The 18,298-nt window shown below is 44.5% G+C and carries 11 protein-coding genes; 5 read left to right on the top strand and 6 right to left on the bottom strand.

Going from position 1 to position 18,298, the window contains the following annotated elements; genetic code table 11:
• The first annotated feature begins 399 nt into the window (after positions 1-399).
• Entirely contained in the window at positions 400-5,868 is a 5,469-nt protein-coding gene (locus ACUVJL_RS18115) for a trifunctional serine/threonine-protein kinase/ATP-binding protein/sensor histidine kinase (RefSeq protein WP_445247133.1), read from the top strand.
• Positions 5,869-6,104: 236 nt separating this feature from the next.
• Here the strand turns inward: ACUVJL_RS18115 and ACUVJL_RS18120 are convergent, their stop codons facing one another.
• From ACUVJL_RS18120 to ACUVJL_RS18135, 4 genes are all read right to left on the bottom strand, one after another.
• Positions 6,105-6,281, bottom strand: a complete 177-nt coding sequence (locus ACUVJL_RS18120; protein WP_445247134.1) for a hypothetical protein — start codon at positions 6,279-6,281, stop codon at positions 6,105-6,107.
• The gene (locus tag ACUVJL_RS18125) at positions 6,282-6,491 is read right to left on the bottom strand and encodes a hypothetical protein (RefSeq protein ID WP_445247135.1); all 210 of its coding nucleotides are present in this window, start codon (positions 6,489-6,491) and stop codon (positions 6,282-6,284) included. It lies immediately after the preceding gene.
• Between the two features lie 318 nt (positions 6,492-6,809).
• Positions 6,810-8,567, bottom strand: a complete 1,758-nt coding sequence (locus ACUVJL_RS18130) for a hypothetical protein (protein ID WP_445247136.1) — start codon at positions 8,565-8,567, stop codon at positions 6,810-6,812.
• 296 nt (positions 8,568-8,863) lie between these two features.
• On the bottom strand, positions 8,864-10,261 hold the full coding sequence (locus tag ACUVJL_RS18135; RefSeq protein ID WP_445247137.1) for an amidase: 1,398 nt from the start codon (positions 10,259-10,261) through the stop codon (positions 8,864-8,866).
• Positions 10,262-10,565: 304 nt separating this feature from the next.
• On the opposite strand from ACUVJL_RS18135, the gene ACUVJL_RS18140 reads away from it, so the two are divergent.
• Positions 10,566-11,834 (top strand): type IV pilus twitching motility protein PilT, encoded by a 1,269-nt coding sequence (locus tag ACUVJL_RS18140; RefSeq protein WP_445247143.1) that lies wholly within the window; start codon positions 10,566-10,568, stop codon positions 11,832-11,834.
• Between the two features lie 61 nt (positions 11,835-11,895).
• A complete protein-coding gene (locus tag ACUVJL_RS18145) occupies positions 11,896-12,696 on the top strand; it encodes a circadian clock KaiB family protein (RefSeq protein ID WP_445247138.1) in 801 nt (266 codons plus the stop codon).
• A gap of 443 nt (positions 12,697-13,139) precedes the next feature.
• Here ACUVJL_RS18145 and ACUVJL_RS18150 read toward each other — a convergent pair whose 3' ends face one another.
• Positions 13,140-14,780 (bottom strand): thioredoxin-like domain-containing protein, encoded by a 1,641-nt coding sequence (locus tag ACUVJL_RS18150; RefSeq protein WP_445247139.1) that lies wholly within the window; start codon positions 14,778-14,780, stop codon positions 13,140-13,142.
• Between the two features lie 421 nt (positions 14,781-15,201).
• Here ACUVJL_RS18150 and ACUVJL_RS18155 point away from each other — a divergent pair, with 421 nt between their 5' ends.
• Both ACUVJL_RS18155 and ACUVJL_RS18160 read left to right on the top strand, forming a co-directional pair.
• Positions 15,202-16,302, top strand: coding sequence for a DUF262 domain-containing protein (locus ACUVJL_RS18155; protein WP_445247140.1), 1,101 nt, complete (start codon positions 15,202-15,204; stop codon positions 16,300-16,302).
• A gap of 2 nt (positions 16,303-16,304) precedes the next feature.
• Positions 16,305-16,997, top strand: a complete 693-nt coding sequence (locus ACUVJL_RS18160; RefSeq protein WP_445247141.1) for an MAE_28990/MAE_18760 family HEPN-like nuclease — start codon at positions 16,305-16,307, stop codon at positions 16,995-16,997.
• Here ACUVJL_RS18160 and ACUVJL_RS18165 read toward each other — a convergent pair.
• On the bottom strand, positions 16,994-18,034 hold the full coding sequence (locus ACUVJL_RS18165) for a DNA cytosine methyltransferase (protein WP_445247142.1): 1,041 nt from the start codon (positions 18,032-18,034) through the stop codon (positions 16,994-16,996). The genes ACUVJL_RS18160 and ACUVJL_RS18165 overlap by 4 nt on opposite strands.
• Between the last annotated feature and the right edge of the window lie 264 nt (positions 18,035-18,298).

The raw sequence follows: 18,298 nt of genomic DNA on the forward strand, positions 1-18,298 counted from the left end.
ATTTTTTATGAGGCTGCATAGAATCCGATCCCCCCTAGCCCCCCTTAATAAGGGGGGGACAAGATTCCCATCAAAGTCCCCCTTATTAAGGGGGATTTAGGGGGATCGAGATATGTGCAACTTCACATTAAATTGGTATTACAGTTAAATCTAGACTTCGAGAACTTATTAGCCATAATTGTCAAGCCAAGATAGCCATTTCGCTTAAGGCACTAAGGGGAATTGCGGTTGACATACTATTTTGTGTTAACTAGAATAAGCAACTAAACCCTATCCTATCGTTTCCGCCGAAATCGGAATCATAATTTTTCGAGTGCAGTGCGATCGTCGGGCTCGCATCATATCATTTCCGCAGGCATGAGAAAAAATATACTTACCTAAGCTATCAGCATAATTTCAATGAATACCTTGACACTTCCCGGCTACCAAATCACCGCCCCTATCTCCGACGGCTTTAATACCAGCGTTTACCGAGGCATTAGAGAATCAGACCAACAACCAGTCATCATCAAAATCCTCAAGGCCGAATTTCCCACCCTAGAAGAAATTACCCGCTTAAAAAACGAATATAAGATTACTCAGCATTTACACGTAGAAAGCATCGTCAAATCCTACAGCCTCGAAACATATCAAAACCGTTTCGCCCTGATTTTAGAAGACTTTGGCGGCCAGTCCCTCAGCCAAACCCTCTCAAAAAAACTTAACTTAACAGCATTTTTAAACATTGGCATTCAATTAACCTCAGCACTCAACTCACTGCATCAAAACTGCATTATCCACAAAGATATAAAACCATCTAATATTATCATCAACCTGGAAACAGAAACTGTCAAAATTAACGACTTCAGCGTCGCTTCCCGGCTGAGTAAAGAAAACCCCCAAATTAACAGTGCTAACTTAGTTGAGGGTACAGTCGCCTATATGTCTCCCGAACAAACCGGGAGAATGAACCGCACCTTAGATTATCGCAGCGATTTCTATTCCCTCGGCGTGACATTTTACGAAATGCTGACAGGCGAATTGCCCTTTAACAGCACTGATATTTTGGAACTCGTGCACTGTCACATTGCCAAACATCCCGTGCCGCCTTGTAAATGCAGAAGAAATGCAGAAAATAGCGATGAAATTCCCCAAGTCGTTTCTGATATTGTCATGAAGCTTTTGGCTAAAAATGCAGAAGATAGGTATCAGACTGCAGAGGGGATCAAAGCAGATTTAGAAAAGTGTTTGAAGTATTTGCAGACAACAGGGGAAATTGTTGATTTTGTACCGGGAGAGTGGGATCGATCGGGACAACTGTCAATACCTCAAAAACTCTACGGGCGAGAAGCTGAAGTCGATCGCCTACTCGCTGCTTTTGAACGAGTCAGCGGCATTGAGGAGCAGCCACCGCCAGAAAATGCGGAAAATCTAACTGCTTGTTCGCAAAGCGAAATAGTGCTAGTTTCCGGTTATTCTGGGATTGGCAAAACCGCGATTGTCAATGAAGTTCATAAGCCAATTGTCCGACAGCGCGGCTATTTTATCAAGGGCAAATTTGACCAATTTAAGCGTAACATTCCTTATGCAGCTTTGATTCAAGCTTTCCAGTCCTTAATCGGGCAGTTACTGACTGAAAGTGCCGAAAATTTCCAAGCTTGGCGGGAAAAATTAGCGGCGGCTTTGGGTGCAAACGGTGCAGTTATTGCTGAGGTGATTCCTGAAATTGAGCTAATTATTGGCAAACAGCCGGAAGTGCCGCAATTGGGACCTGCCGAATCTCAAAATCGCTTTAATCGAGTCTTTCAAGAGTTTATAGGTGTCTTCACTAATCAAGCACATCCGCTGGTCATTTTTTTAGATGATTTGCAGTGGGCTGATTCGGCATCGCTGAATTTAATGCAATTGTTGGTTGGCGATTCGGAAAGTCGATACCTGCTTTTGATCGGTGCTTATCGGGATAATGAAGTTAATCCGACTCATCCGCTCATTCAGGCGATCGAGCAAGTTGAAAAAACGCGCACTCCTGTTCATCATATCGTCTTGCAACCGTTCAATTTCGGCAATGTCTACGAATTACTCGCCGATACCCTCACCGTTAACGACAAGCTGGGATTGCTGGCTGAGTTAATTTTTCACAAAACGGGCGGGAATCCCTTTTTTATCACGCAACTGTTGCAAGCGCTTTATCAAGATAATCTGTTAAAATTTGAATTTAACAGCGGTTGTTGGCAGTGGAGTTTAGAGGAAATTCAGGCGATCGATATTACTGATAAAAGCGTCGTGGAACTGGTAGCCAGCCGCATCGAAAAACTGCCAGAAACCACGCAAGAGGTGTTAAAATTGGCGGCTTGTATTGGCGATACATTTAACCTCGATGTCTTGTCAATTGTCCACGAACAATCCCATGCGCGAGCAGCTAGTACACTCTGGGCGGCGCTGCAAACTGGATTGGTTCTCCCCTTGAGCAATGCTTACAAGATTCCGCTGGTTGGAGGCTGGGAATCGGACAATTTGCGATCGATCCTTTCTGCTTCCCAATCCAAGATTTCCTACAAATTCCTACACGACAGAGTGCAGCAAGCAGCTTATTCTCTGATTCCCGACGGCGAAAAGCAAGCAACGCACCTAAAAATCGGTCAACTGCTACTCAAAAATACTCCCGCCTCTGAGATTGAAGAAAATGTCTTTGATATTGTCAACCAACTGAATGTCGGCGTTGAATTCCTCGCCGAAAAAGCCGAAAAATATCAACTGGCAAAACTTAATCTGATCGCTGGGAAAAAAGCTAAAGCATCCAATGCTTACGAAGCTGCTGCCAGATATTTGAATGTCGGTTTGGGACTGATCAACCCCCTTGGCGTGGGAAGTGTAGGGGGGTCTAGTTGGGAGACTGATTATGACTTGACGCTGAATCTTCACGTAGAAGCAGCGGAGGCGGAATATCTCAATACTAACTTTGGGCGATCGCAAGAATTAGCTGATGTCGTTTTGCAACAAGCAACAAACCTGCTCGACAAAGTTAAGGTTTACGAACTGCAAATCCAGTCTTATTTGTCTCAAAACCAGATGATCAAAGCCATCGATACTGGTTTAAAAGCTTTGGAAATATTGGAATTTACCCTGTCGGAAATCCCCCCAGAGGGTCTGGCTGCAATTAAGTTACCTCAGCTTGAGGAACTAGAAAACCTTCCGGTAATCACTGATGGCTATCAGTTAGCCACAATGCGGATACTCTCGGCTGTTGTTTCTCCTGTTTTTGTGGCAAAACCCGAACTCTTGCCGCAGATCATTTTCACAATGGTCAATTTTTCTATTGAACGCGGTCATTCAGCACTTGGGGCGATCGCCTATAGTTGGTACGGCTTGCTGCTGATAGGGATATTAGGAGAGATAGACGCTGGATATCATTCTGGACAGCTAGCTTTGAAGCTATTAGACGAATTCAAGGCTAAACAACTTAAATGCAAAGTTTACCACCTATTTAACACTTTTGTCCGGCACTGGAAAGAACACGCTAGAGAGACAATTGCACCCTTAATAGAGAGTGTTCAAAGTGGCCTTGAAACAGGAGATTTAGAATTTAGTAGTTATGCTGCTTTAAACAGTTGTTCTTGCCCATTTATGATTGGTCAACCGCTAGAAACTGTCGAAAAAAAACAAGTAAAATACTTTACTTTAACACAGAACTTAAAACAAGAACTTTCGATGGAATTGCTGGGAATATGGGGGCAAATTGTTTTAAATTTACGAGGAAGAGCCGCGAATCCATCTCAATTAATAGGTGAAAGGTTTAATGAACAAGAAATGTTGCCTCGGCTGCACCAAGCTAATAATTCTATGTCAGTTTTTAATGTTTATTTCGCTAAAATGCTGCTTTTTTACTTGTTTAAGAAACCCGAAGAATCCGTGGCTAACGCATCTTTAGCAGCCGAATATGCACCAGCAGCAATTGGCTTCATGATGATCGGGACACACAATTTTTACTATTCACTGGCACTCCTGGCTGTGTATCCCACTGCTGACACTGGAGAACAAGAAAAACACTTGATGCAAGTAGCAGCGAATCAGGAAAAAATGCAGAAATGGACGCACCACGCCCCCATGAACTATCAGCACAAGTACGACCTAGTAGAAGCAGAAAAAGCGAGAGTTTTAGGTAAATATTGGGAAGCATCAGATTATTATGACAAAGCCATTCAAGGAGCCCAAGCACAGGAATACATCCAAGACCAAGCACTCGCAAACGAACTTGCAGCCGAGTTTTATTTGTCTTGCAACAAAGACAAAATCGCTCACGTCTATCTCACAGAATGTTACTACGGTTACATCGCCTGGGGAGCGATCGCGAAAGTCAAAGATTTAGAAGCCAGATATCCCCAATTAGTCGCCCAAACCCTCAACCGAGAAACCAAAACCCACGATTTAAATGTCACGGCGACGACAACAAGCACTAACAGCGATTTTAGCAATGCCTTAGATATCGGCACATTCATCAAAGCATCTCAAGCTATTACCAGCGAAATTGTCCTGGATAAATTGCTCGCCCGTTTAATCAAAATTTTGTTAGAAAATGCCGCCGCTCAAAAAGCAGTGCTGATGCTCTACAAAGATGGCAATCTTTTTATACAAGCTACCTGCACTGCAGAGGAAAATCAAGCAAATGTCTTGCAATCCCTTCCGGTGGAAATTAGTCAAAATTTGCCATTATCGATTGTAAACTATGTTGCCCGAACTCAAAAACATTTGGTTTTAAACAATGCAGCCTCTGACGGATTGTTTACCGAAGATCCGTATATTTCTAGCTATAAGCCTAAGTCAATCCTTTGCAATCCAGTCATTTATCAGGGCAAACTCACAGGCATTCTTTACCTGGAAAACAACTTAACCGTGGGTGCATTTTCTCCCGCAAGATTGGAAGTTTTAAAGTTGCTGACTTCTCAAGTTGCTATCGCCATCGAGAATGCCAGACTGTACGCGCAACAGCAAGAAAAGTCGCAGCAACTCGAACAATCTTTGCAGAAATTGCAGCAAACCCAAGCTCAACTCGTGCAAACGGAAAAAATCTCAAGTTTGGGGCTGTTGGTAGCAGGAGTTGCTCACGAAATTAATAACCCCGTTGGCTTTATTGCCGGCAATCTCCACCACGCTAATGCTTATGTCAAAGACTTGATTTCCCTTGTCAATCTTTACCAACAGCATTATCCGCATCCCATGCCGGAAATTGCAGAAGCAGCAGAGGAAATTCAACTCGATTATCTAAGCGAAGATTTGCCGAAAATGCTGGGTTCCATGCAGCTAGGAACCGATCGCATCCGCGATATAATGCAATCATTGTGCAACTTCTCGCGAATTGACGGCATCGAGAAAAAACCGGCCGACATTCACGCAGGCATCGACAGCACATTGATGATTTTGCAGCACCGCTTGAAAGCAAAACCGAAACGTCCAGCAATTCAAGTGATTAAAGAATACGGCGACTTGCCTTTGGTTAAGTGTTACATTGGGCAACTCAATCAGGTGTTTATGAACTTGCTGGGAAATGCGATCGACGCTTTGGATGAGTCAAATGGCGATCGCACTTATGCTGAGATGGAACGCGATCCTAATATTATCCGCATTTCCACCGAAGTGAAACAACAAGGAAAAGGTGAAAAAACTGATTCTTTTGCGGTGATTCGGATTCAAGATAATGGGGCTGGGATAGCTGAAGCAACGCGGTGTAAAATGTTCGATCCGTTTTTTACAACCAAACCACAGGGGAAAGGTACGGGATTGGGACTATCGATTAGCTATCAAATTGTTGCTGAAAAACACGGTGGGGTGATGGAGTGTTTTTCCGAACCGGGAAAAGGTGCGGAATTTGTCCTAGCAATTCCGTTGAATTAGAATTATAGCCTTTATCAGTAACATGAGGTGCTCATAGGGCATAGGGCATCGGGCATAGGGCATAGGGCATCGGGCATCGGGCATTGGCCCGCGCAGGGCATTGGCCCGCGCAGGGCATTGGGCATCGGGCATAGGCATAGGACTCGCCCCCATACCTCACCACGCTTGAGAACCGCTATAAATCTTAACCGCAGATGAATGCAGATTCATAACATCCTCTGCGGTTAAAATATTCCTCAAGATACAGGAAAATAAACAACAAGCATCGAAATATTTGGGTGAGCCCGGGCGATCGCTTCCGCTTCTTTGACAGTTCCCGGTTCCACAATTTCTGTTGCTGAGAAATTGTTGTTAAAATCAGCAAATCGTGTTCTAACAACTGCTGCGAAACTAGCTTGATAAAATTTCTCCATCTATCCTCGCGATCGGTTCAACTGAGAGGTTGCACCATTCTCAATAAGCTTTTTATGAACAGGCAAGATGCCTGTTCCACAAAGAGTGAATTTTCTTGTGGAACAGGCATCTTGCCTGTTCTTGAGAATGGTGCAAGATGTGAGTTCAACCGCACAAACAGCAGCATGGGCGACAGTTTCCGCAGCAGCCAAAAGTTGAGTTTGCTGCATTTTCTCTGCAGGCGAAAGAGAGACACAGACATATAGCCTTTCTCAGTAACATGAGGTACTATCGGGCCTAGGGCATAGGGCATACCTCACTTTCTTGAGAACCGCTATATATCCCAAGATCGACTTTGGCAAACTCGGTCTAATTCAGAAACCCGGTTTCTTAAAAAAACCGGGTTTTTCACCACAACAGACAATTTAAATGGGTTAGTCTTGGACGCGAAAAAACCCGGTTTCTACGCAACGTACTTAACCGTACCCTTACGGTAGCTAAGTATGTATTTGTTCTCAAGATTTTTCCATCTAATTTTCTATGATAGGCTAAGCGATCGACACAATACTAGCGTGAGCGTAAGGCTCTTTGTTAGTCGGCAAAACCTCCAGATTAATTTGCAACGAATCCAAAGCCGGATTTTCGGCTAGCAGCTTTTGCGTCAAACCCTTATTAACAATTTCAAAGAAATCCGTTTCATTGGGATAATTAGTCAAGAAACTGTCGATGCTTTCGGCAATCGGCACAAAGTTTGGATACTCATCCTGCCTAATTCCTGGTTTGTACTGATATTTGACATCAATATTGAGGTTATTCAAACCCTGGTGATTGATCGAGTAATTAGGAAGCTTGAACTCCCAGCCTTCGCCTAATTTACCATCTTGAGTGCGAGTAACGGTACTGCCGTTCTCGTAAGGCTCTCGGTTCGTCGGTAAAACATCCAAATTAACCGTCACAGACGAAAGTACCGGATTGTCGGCAATAATTTTTTGGGTCAGATTTTTGTTGACAATTTCCCAATAATCAGTTTCGTTCGGGTAGTTAACTAGGAAGTTATTAATACTTTGGGCAATGGGCACAAAATCAGGATACTGATTATTTTGAATCCCGTCTTTGTACTTATAATTTACATCGATATTGAGGCTGTTTAACCCTTGATGCTGAATTGGGTAATCTGCCAATGTAAAATTCCATTTCTCCGTCAGTTGAGCAGCGGGCTGAGTTCCTTGAGGATTGCTGGGTTTAGTGCGAGTAACTTTGCTGGTTTGTTTGTAGGGCACGTTTTGGGTTGGCAAAACGTTTAAATCTATCTTAATTGCCGCCAAGGCAGGATTTTCGTTGAGGATAGTTTGAGTCAAGTTTTTATTGACCACTTCCCAAAAATCAGTTTCGTTCGGATATGTGGTTAAAAAGTTATCAATCTTATTGTAGATGGGCACAAAGTTGGGATATTCATTGGGAGCGATTCCCGGCTTATACTGGTAATTGACATCGAGATTGAGCGTGGTCAATTCATCGTGATTCATTGCGTAGTCTTTTAAGGACAAATTAGCATTTTCTTGGATTTGACCGGAACGACTGCGGAAAACTGTACTTTCTAGATTGTAGGGAAATCTGTCCGTTGGCAAAACTTCAAGTTGAATCGTCACATCTGTCAGTGCCGGATTTTCATTAAGCACCTTTGCCGTCAAATTTTTGTTAACAATTTCAAAAAAATCTGTTTCGTTCGGGTAGTTAACTAGGAAGTTATCAATACTTTGGGCAATGGGCACAAAATCGGGATATTCGTTCGGGGTAATTCCCGGTTTTAACCCGTAACCAATTTTGATGTTTAGGGTGTTTAAACCTTGGTGATTAATGGTGTAATCTTTAAAATTGAAAGCCCAGTTTTCATCAGGAAATACGGAAGAAGTTTGGGATAGGGTGAGTTCTGGCCCGCCACCACTATCACCAACAGGAATATCCATCCCTGTCAGTTTGTCTCTCTGAACTTGAGTGGAGACAGCGCTCTGGGATTTTAGACTACTATCAACTTTAAGATTGTCGCCTACTGACGATTGGAGACCGAAGTCGGTGAATGATCCAAAAAGGTCGATCGCACTACCAGTCGCAGCAGCCGCCCAATCTGGTTTTTGAGTCACATCGTAGCGGGTATCAAATAAACCATTGGTATTGCCGAGGGCACTTTGGCCGATCCGATTTAAGGGATCGAAGTTACTGCCAAATAAGTCTGGTGTTCCCGCTGAAACGCCCGCAACATTTCCAGGAACCTGATTTTCTTCAAACAGTCCTGCTGTGTTAAACATAAGCTATTTTTGTTAGATACACCCGCCACCGGGAATTAATTTGACTAAACTCTACCCTATTTCCCAAAAAAGTCAAGTAGTTTAAGAATTTTTTTAGATTTTACCAGAATTCAACCTGAAATTTGTCCCCTTTCTCAATCCTCTCGTTGGCCGTTGCATCGGTATTGTTCAAATGTCAAACAGTCAACAGTCAATAGAAATTTCTGCCAAAAACCGGATTTCTAGTTCTTCGCGGACAAGTCCTGATTTGGCATACCCATAAAAAAGGGAAACGTGCTTTTATCCCTTGTTCTTCTCTATTTAAAATCTAAAACGGGGAAAGGTTTCGCCGCTTCCATCTGCGCCGCTAAAGCAATTAAAGTTGCTTCCGCAGCCGGCCGCCCGATAATTTGAATTCCCACGGGCAAACCGTTGTTATCTAAAATGGCAGGAAGTGCGATCGCAGGCAAACCGCTAGCATTAAACGGCGGACAAGGAGCAATCCAATTAATAATCCGCTGCAAAGTTTCTTCACAACTCAAATCCGCCCACTCCCCAACCCGGATTGGCGAGTGCAGATAAGTCGGCAAAACTAACACATCAAATTTTTCAAAGAATCCCACAATCCGCCGTGAAATAACCTGCATTTGATTTACCGCCCGCAAATATTCCCCAGCCGAAATAGTTCTTTCTAACAGCCAGCGATTCATGGGTTCCAAAGCAGGGCCTGGAATGCCGCTTGCCGCCGCCCCAGACTGCCAAATTGCGATAAACGGTTCGATTAAACCCGTAAAATCAGGGCATCCAGGTTCGACATCGTGACCCAAATCAGTCAATAATTTTACGGTTTCGAGTACCGCTTGTTGGCAGATAGCCTCCGCCTCGCCCACCGGGGGAATATTGGTAGAAAAAGCGATTCGCAGTTTGCCCTGCTTTTGACGGGAAGCTTCTAGAAACGTCGGATTTGAATCTGGGATCCAGTACGGATCGCCTGTTGTGTAGCCGGAAATCACGTCCAAAAGTGCGGCGGCGTCAGCTACAGTGCGCGCCAGTGGCCCGTTTGCAGAAATGCCGCTGAGGTAATCTCCGACAGGTGCCCAGGAAACTCGCCCCCGCGAGGGTTTAATGCCCACTAAACCGCAGCAGGAAGCTGGACCTCGAATCGAACCGCCGCCGTCTGAACCTTGGGCGATCGCGCACAAACCCGCTGCTACAGCGGCCGCTGAGCCTCCGCTGGAACCTCCGGGCGTATAGTCTAAATTCCAGGGATTGCGCGCCGGTGGGAAACCTTCTGGTTCGGTGTAAGGTAATGAGCCAATTTGAGAGGTGGCTGTTTTGCCCAGAATGTTAAATCCCGCTGCTTCGATCCGCCATACCACTGACTCGCTGTAGCTAGATATGTTACCCAGCAAAGCCTGAGTGCCGTAGGTACAGGGAACGCCTGCAACTGGTGTCAAGTCTTTAATGCCGATGGGCACTCCGAAAAAAGGTGGCAATTCCTGTGACTTGTTTAACCCTGCTAGTTGCTCGGTTTGAGATGAGGCCAGGTCGATCGCCCGATCGGCCGTTACTGTAAAATAACTGCCAAGCTCTGGGTTTAATCGATCGATCCGTTCCAAGTACAGATTGACAATTTCTAAAGGCGACACTTCCCTGGCGCGAATCGACTCCGCCAACTGCAGAGCTGGAGTAAAAGCCCGATCGACACAATTCATCGGTTTAAGTCCTTAATAGTTGGCTCAAGTATCAATTTATACTGCTTCCTTGCGAAAAATTCTTTTCATTTAAAAAATATACCAAAATCTGGAAAAAGCACATTTAATCATATATCGAGAGCGATCGCATCCTCCAATTGGCAGGATATTTCCTTAGTAGTGGAGCAGTGTGACCCCATCTTGGGATAGACTGAGTAGAACAGTTAAGCTTTTGTGCAAGACACGCACAATGGCGATCGGCATTGTCCAACTGCCACAAATCATCTGTTCGAGTCAGCCTTCTCACCAAATTAAGGTAGCGCATATGACACAACAGCATCCGTCAGCACGTCGCCCGCCCGTACCCGGAGCTCCCCCACCGCCCGGAATGCCCCGCCCTCCAGCTCCAGGGATGCCCCCCAGAGCAGCAGGAATGCCGCCAGCACCGCCGCCGGCACCAGCACCAGCACCGCCGCCGGCACCAGCGCCCCAATCCTTCGCCACACCTAAAGACCCGAAAGCCAGCAGCGGCAACACTCCGACTTTGAAAGAGCTAGTCATCCGAGCCAAAGAAGAAGGAGTATCCGACCTTCACCTCGGAGTAAACGAATTCCCTCGCTTCCGCACCCGGGGCGAGATTGCCGACATCGGCTATCCACAGTCGGATTTAGATACGTTTTTTGGCTGGTTGCGCGAGTGCATGAGCGATGAAGAAATTGAAATTTTCCAAAAAAACCTAGACTTTGACGGCGCTTTCGACTTCGGGTTCGTCCGCATTCGGATCAGTTGCATGGACTCCTTGGCCGGGCCGGCGATGGTGCTGCGACTAATTCCTGCCAAAATATTGACAATGGAGGAATTGAAACTGCCGGATGTGTTTAAGAAAATATGTGGCTACCACAAAGGGCTGATTTTGGTGACGGGTCCGACAGGTTCGGGTAAGTCTACCACCTTGGCCGCGATGATCGACTACATCAATAAGAATAAAGCCTACAACATCATCACGATCGAAGACCCGGTAGAATTCGTACATGAAAGCAAAAAATCCTTGATCAAGCACCGGGAAGTCGGTAGGCACACCCTCAAGTTTATGAGCGCTCTCAAAGGCGCTCTGCGACAAGACCCGGATATGCTGCTAGTAGGAGAAATTCGGGACAGAGAGACGGTGGAAATCGCCCTCAAAGCCTCTCAAACCGGTCACTTAGTGGCAGGAACCCTGCACACCAACAGTGCGGTTAAAACCCTGAACCGGATTCTGGATATGTTCGGGGCGGAAGAACAGGACGCCATACGGGTTTCAATTTCCGAATCCCTAGTGGCGATTATTGCTCAACTGCTGTGCAAAACCACAGACGGGAAGCGGGCTGCTTTCCACGACGTTATGATCAATACCGACGTGGTTAAGGAATACATTCTGAAGGGCCAGAATGAGGAAATCAATCAAATCATGATCAAAGATACTTATGAAGGCATGACGACGATGAATAAGTCGCTCTACGGTCTTTATCAAGAAGGTCGAATTACTGAAGAACTTTGTGTAGAGAACTCGCCGTTCCCGAACGAAATGGCTCAGATGCTCCGAGGTCGAGTCTAAAGGTCGAGTGTTAACAGTTAACTGTTAACAGTTAACTGTTAAGTTTTATGGGTGTAGTGAATTGAAAGTCGATCGCCCAATTTTGCCGGAATTTTTCAAAGGCATTGCGCTGTTTACACCAGGGGGAGACTTAATCTATTGCATAGACCCCCGCAAGCAAACTCGGTGGCACTTGCAGTTGTGCGTAGCTCTACAGGAGATCCTCGGTTTGTCGGAACCGCCGCATTTTCTGATACCTTGCTATACCGCAACAGTTGACTCCTGGCTCGATTCAGGCGATCGGCAGGTGCGGGTTGTTGCCGAGGCCTACCCCCCGGTGCTGCGACATCAAACGCTGCTGAATGCCATTTTTGGGACTGGCGACTTAGTGTGGCACCCCCTCCGCGAAGAAATGTGCGAACCGATGGCGATCGCTACTTATCACCAACAATTCCCCGAACTTTGGGAAAATCACGACTTAGTTGTACAGTATGCCAGCTCCGAAGGTCGATCGGACTGGAGGAGTTCGATCGTACCTCCCTCCAGCTTCGGGCAATCGCAGCAGACCGAGGTTCCCAAACCAACAGCACTCACCCCACCGCCACAAACTCAAGGGTACGTTTTTCGTCTGTTTGTTTCCGGCAGCAACCCCAGCACCGAACGCACCCTCGAAACTTTACACCAGTTCTTAGAGCAATGGCTCGATCGTCCCTACACTTTAAAAGTAATTGATGTTTTGAAACATCCCGAACAAGCGGAGGCAGATCAGATTTCAGCAACTCCTACTTTAATAAAAATCTGGCCGAAACCCGTGCGACGAATTGTCGGTGAATTGAACGATGATGAAAAAATAATGCGGCTGCTGACCTATTCGGAATTTTAGATTGGGGCGATGATTTTTGCGATTATTTAATATCAAATCCGGTAGCATCGGAATTATTCCTCTCTGTATTCTCTCCCTCTGCGTTCTCTGCGCCCTCTGCGGTTAAATCATTCCGATGCAACCGGAAACGATATAATACGGGCGATCGCGGGTTGAGTAGCCCTGGAATTAACAACATCTAGCACTTTGGTCCGGGACGCAAAAAGTGGTTTGATGCTCTACTTATAGCCGTCAGGTGTTCTTGGGCCGTCCACCATAAATAATTAGGTTCTGCGTCCAGTACCCAATTGCTGCTGAGACACTGCACTCGCCGCGAATAATTAGGTTAACGTTACTTTGGTTGAAAATTGCGGTAAGGTGCGCCGAAGAGCACCCTACGTTACGACAATCCTGGCAATCAGAAGAATAGAGCACCCTGCGTGAGGTAAAAAAGGTCGATCGACTTAATCAGGAAGACAAACATCCGGAGCACACAAACTGGGGAAATCCAAAGTTATGACTTCCAGCGTATCCAACTCTACTCTCCGAATTACATGATTGTTCGTATCAGCAAGAAACAAGTGAGACCCGATCGCGCTCAACCCTGAAGGTTCAAAAAATCGAGCCTTGAGACCCTTAGCGTCAACCAAACCTGCTGTACCATCTCCAATCATTGTTCGGCAGGTACCGCCCCGGTGGTCGATCCGCTTAATTTTGTGATTGTAAGTATCAGCAACCCAGAGGTAATTTTGAGCGTATTCAACACCCAAACAGTGCTGCAACCTGACCTCATCAGCGCGACCATCTTTATCCCCAAAACCAAACAATTCACCGCTACCGCAGACAGTCCGCACCTTCGGGTCTTCATCAATACCCACAGCGCGAATCGAACTAATTTCGCTGTCAGCAACAAACAACTCCGATCGATCCGTAGACAGGCCGCTGGGCTGAGAAAAAGCAGATTCGGCCAGATTCCCGTCAACACAGGATTCTCGGCCAATACCCGCATAAGTGCCAATCATCCCAGTGTCTAATTGCATTTCCCAAATTTGGTGCGAACCCGCCATTGCAATAAAAAGTCTATGTCCAACTCTTTCTAAATCCCAAGGCGAATTCAATTGCGTTTCTAAACCCTTGCCGCTGCTGGGTGCAATTTCGTGGCTTTGTGCGCCTGTACCCGCCAAAGTTTCCACCCGTTGAGTCGTAAAATCAATCTTTCTGAGAGCATGATTTTCCGTATCAGCAACATAGAGAATTTGACTTTCTGCATCAAAAGCCATACCTTGAGGTGCAAAAAACTCAGCCTCCGCAAAGCCCCCGTCAGTTAAACCGGGTTTCCCTGTACCGATGACGTGCAGCACCTCACCTTCGGTAGTGCTCACAACAATTCGGTTATGTCCCGAATCCGCAATAAACAAGCAAGAACCGGCCAAGTTTTGTTGAACCGAGTTAGCAGGCCCGGGCAATACAGTTTCATCTAGAGATTCATTATCCTCAGTCATTTCGCCCAAAAGTGCTTCATGTTGGTGAAGCACTTTTGCCTCCGTTGCAGTGATGGCAAATGCCAGCACTTTACCGGGAAAAGCCAGGGGGGTTGATAGAGGTTTGCGCTGCTTTTCTAAGCGGAAACTGAGTTCTTTAAAGTCGATCGCATTTTTATCTTTGTATTCAGCAATTAATTTGTCAACTAGCGCGTCAAGTGCTTCTCTATTGCCTTCCCCGGAAACAAAGCCGACGACATAACTTTCAGGATCGATCACCATTAAAGTCGGCCAAGCACGAACAGCGTAGCTTTGCCAAACTTTCATGCCACTGTCAACGATTACGGGATGTTCAATATCGTAGCGGAGGATAGCTTGGCGGATGTTTTCTACTTCTTTTTCATTTTCAAATTTGGCCGAGTGAACGCCGATAACCGTGAGGGAATCTTTATATTTTTGTTCCAGGTATTTTAAGTCTGGGAGGACGTGCAAGCAGTTGATGCAGCAGTAGGTCCAGAAGTCGAGGAGGACGACGCGGCCTTTTAGAGATTCAATGGATAAAGGTTTGTCGGTGTTTAACCAGGGGTAGTTTGCGGGGAATTCTGGTGCTCTGACGCGGGGCATGGCATCTCCTTGGTAAGGCGTGAATGATTTTTTTACTTCTTTAATTTAGCGGGAAGTTTGGCAGGATGGGAAGAAAGCTGATTAAACCAGGGTTTTTGGAGACAGCGAAGATGGCTGTGCCACAAGACGGGGGCGAGAGAGGATAGCGAACTCGTCCACTCATACCAATGTATACTTGATCTGGTATCCTAAACCTCCTCTTGCCAAAGCACTTTCGGGTAAGCCAGAATTGCACAAAGAGGTTTGGCAGGCGATCGATTACCTACTGCACTCTACGCGATCGAATTTCTGAGGAAACGCTCATGGCGGAGGGTTGCGTGCATGGCGGTAAACGGCAGCACTTAAAATAGTAGATTTCCCCACGAAGGTTTCACTATTCTGTACTTTTGATACACACATTCTGCCAGCACAGGAGTTCACAATGGCAAAAGCCCCAAAAATACCACCGGAACCAGAGATTACACACGAACAAAGAGAAGCCGCAGAAGCAGAAATTCGGGAAAAGCAAAAAACTGTTGACTATGACACAAAAGAATATCCAGTGGAAGTGCTTGTCCAGAAATATAGAGATGGGCTAGATGAAGACATCAGCGAGTTGTACATACCAGATTATCAACGAGACATGATTTGGGAAGAAAATCGACAGTCAAAATTTATTGAATCTATTTTTTTGGGACTACCAATACCCTATATTTTTGTTGCAGATTTGCGACCAAAGCAAGAAGATGATGAGGATGATTTAGCTCGGTTAGAAATTGTTGATGGAACCCAACGTATCCGTACTTTAGACAGATTTCTCAATAACGAGCTAAAGCTGTCTGAACTAGAAAAACTAAAAAATCTTAACAACTTCAAATTCAGGGATTTACCCCTGGCAAGACAGAGACGCTTTAACCGAGCTACCATTCGCATGATTGTGCTGACTGAGAAAGCTGATGAAGAAACCCGACGGGATATGTTTGAACGCATCAATACTGGTAGCGTCCAACTAAATGACATGGAGAAGCGTAGAGGCATATCTCCGGGCCCGTTTGTCGATCTTCTTGAAGAACTTGCCAAAACTCCCAAATTTATTAAACTATGCCCCATATCAGAGCCACTTGTCCGCAAACGTGAACCTGAAGAATTTGTGTTACGTTTTTTTGCCTACTTAAATAACTATCATAAATTTGAAAGACAGGTTAATGTGTTTCTTAATGAATATCTGGAACAACACAATAATGATGAAATTCAAAGAGATGCTATGCGAAATGAATTTCATTCAATGCTGGATTTTGTAGAGAAATACTTTACCAATGGATTTAGCAAATCAAAAGGTCATGTTAAAACACCAAGAATTAGATTCGAGGCAATTTCTGTAGGTGTTGCACTTGCCTTAAGAGAAAAGAGCGATTTTGTGCCAAAGTCAATGAAATGGCTTGACTCACCAGAATTCAAGGAATATACTACCTCGGACGCAAGTAACTCCAAACCTAAAGTAATTAAGCGTATTGAATATGTTCGCGATCAACTTTTACGTTAACTATGCAAACAGTTCTTTTAGATTTTCATAGCCGTGTCCAAGAAGTAAATCAATATTTTGTATTTCTGGAGGAGCTTATCAAAGAAACAACAAAATTAGCCGTGTCAGGAGATAATGGTGAGCAAAAAATTACAGCTATCGATTCAGATCTCGCAAAAATACTCAAAGCGAATGCTTTTTTACTCCTCTACAATCTTGTTGAATCAACTATGCGGAATGCTATAGAAGCCATATTTAATGAGATCAGTAGTAAAAAAATTTCTTTTAACTACGTGAGATCTGAAATTAAGAAAGTAACGATCCATAACTTTAAAAATCGCTCCCCGGATAATGTTCATTCTAAAATAAAAGATATTGCTATGGATATTATTACTGCGGGATTCAATAGTAAAGAGTTATTTTCCGGTAATGTCGATCGAGATGAGATTACGAAAACAGCGAGAAAGTATGGATTTTCTTTTGATACGGACTACTCCAAAACAAAACATGGTGAACATTTATACGATATCATGCAGCATCGGAACGATTTAGCACACGGCAATAAATCATTTGCAGAAGTTGGAAAAAAGGCGAGTATTGAGGATTTACTCAAGGTGAAGGAAGAGGTAATAGAGTACCTCCAGCAAATATTGCAAAACATTCAAGACTATTTAGACAAGCAAGAATATTTAGATAACTCTATACAATATCCTTAATTTGCCTGGTGGATGTGTTCTAAAATACTTTGAGCTATTGCCATTCCTAACTTAACAGGCACAGCATTCCCAATCAATCGCCCTACTAGATCGATCCCCATTTGTTCATCAGGTTTTACGAATTCATAATCTCCTGGAAAAGTTTGTAATAAAGCTGCTTCTCTGAGAGAGATAGCTCTATCTTGTTCAGGATGACCAAACCGACCATTACCAAAACCAAAACACTGCGTAGTAATGGTTGGGCTAGGTTTATCCCATTCCATTCTGCCATATACTCCCGGATAGGTTTTACCGCTCTTTTTTAAGTGGCATTTTGCAATTAAATCTTGATGCCAATCTCGCCAAGTTCCCCCAGGTTTGGAAGCACGAATACGGCGCAAATTTAGATCCGAAAGTTTACTACATCTATGTAGCCGATCTATTTTAGAACCTTGACCCGCAGAAAGGGGTTCAAGGTGTTCAATAGTTTCTCGTACTGTTTTGTAGAGTTCTGGCTGATGTGTCGCTGGAATTAAATTAATTTTGCCAATTTTTGAAGCAAGTAACACTAATCGCTTTCGAGATTGAGGGACTCCATAATCTAGACAGTTAACTTCATAAGATTCAAAGCAATAGTTTAACTTTTTCAACTGGTTAATAAATTCATAAAAAACGGAATGATGTTTTAACTGAAGTACATTTTCCATAGAAATAACATCTGGTTGGCATTCTTCAATCAGACGAGCAAAATCGCGACATAGTTTCCACTTCAATTGTTGATCGTTGTAGCGTCTTGAATAACTTGAAAATGGTTGACAGGGAGCGCATCCTGCTAAAATGTTGATACTACTTGTAGAAAAATGTTCTCCCAAATCAGAACCGCTGATATTTGCGACATCTTGTAATATAAATTTTGCTTTGTTGTTGTGTTCGTATGGAAATTTACACGCGGGATCGATATCATATCCAGCTTTGACTGGAAGACCTGCTTGTTCAAACCCATGCGTTAGTCCTCCAGCACCACAAAATAAATCTACTGTAGAGATGCTTATCGTCATTAACTCCCTCTTGTTAGGATACCCGACCCAACAGGGTAGTCTAGCGTATTTGAATACCAACTACAAGTCAGCGAGTTAGCACATTAGTTTTACTGATTGTACCTCATGCGGTTGAAAACCGCTCTATAGAACCCATTTGACATCTAAGAAGAGGGTGCAAGCCTTCTAATCATCAGCCTAATAAAACAAAGGTTGAGCTTGGCAGTCGCCGCTGTCAAACTTCTCTCAAAGTTCTTCACCAAAATTTTACATCTTTCCATCCAA

This window comes from Microcoleus sp. OTE_8_concoct_300, from assembly GCF_031383065.1.
Classification (GTDB): domain Bacteria; phylum Cyanobacteriota; class Cyanobacteriia; order Cyanobacteriales; family Microcoleaceae; genus Microcoleus.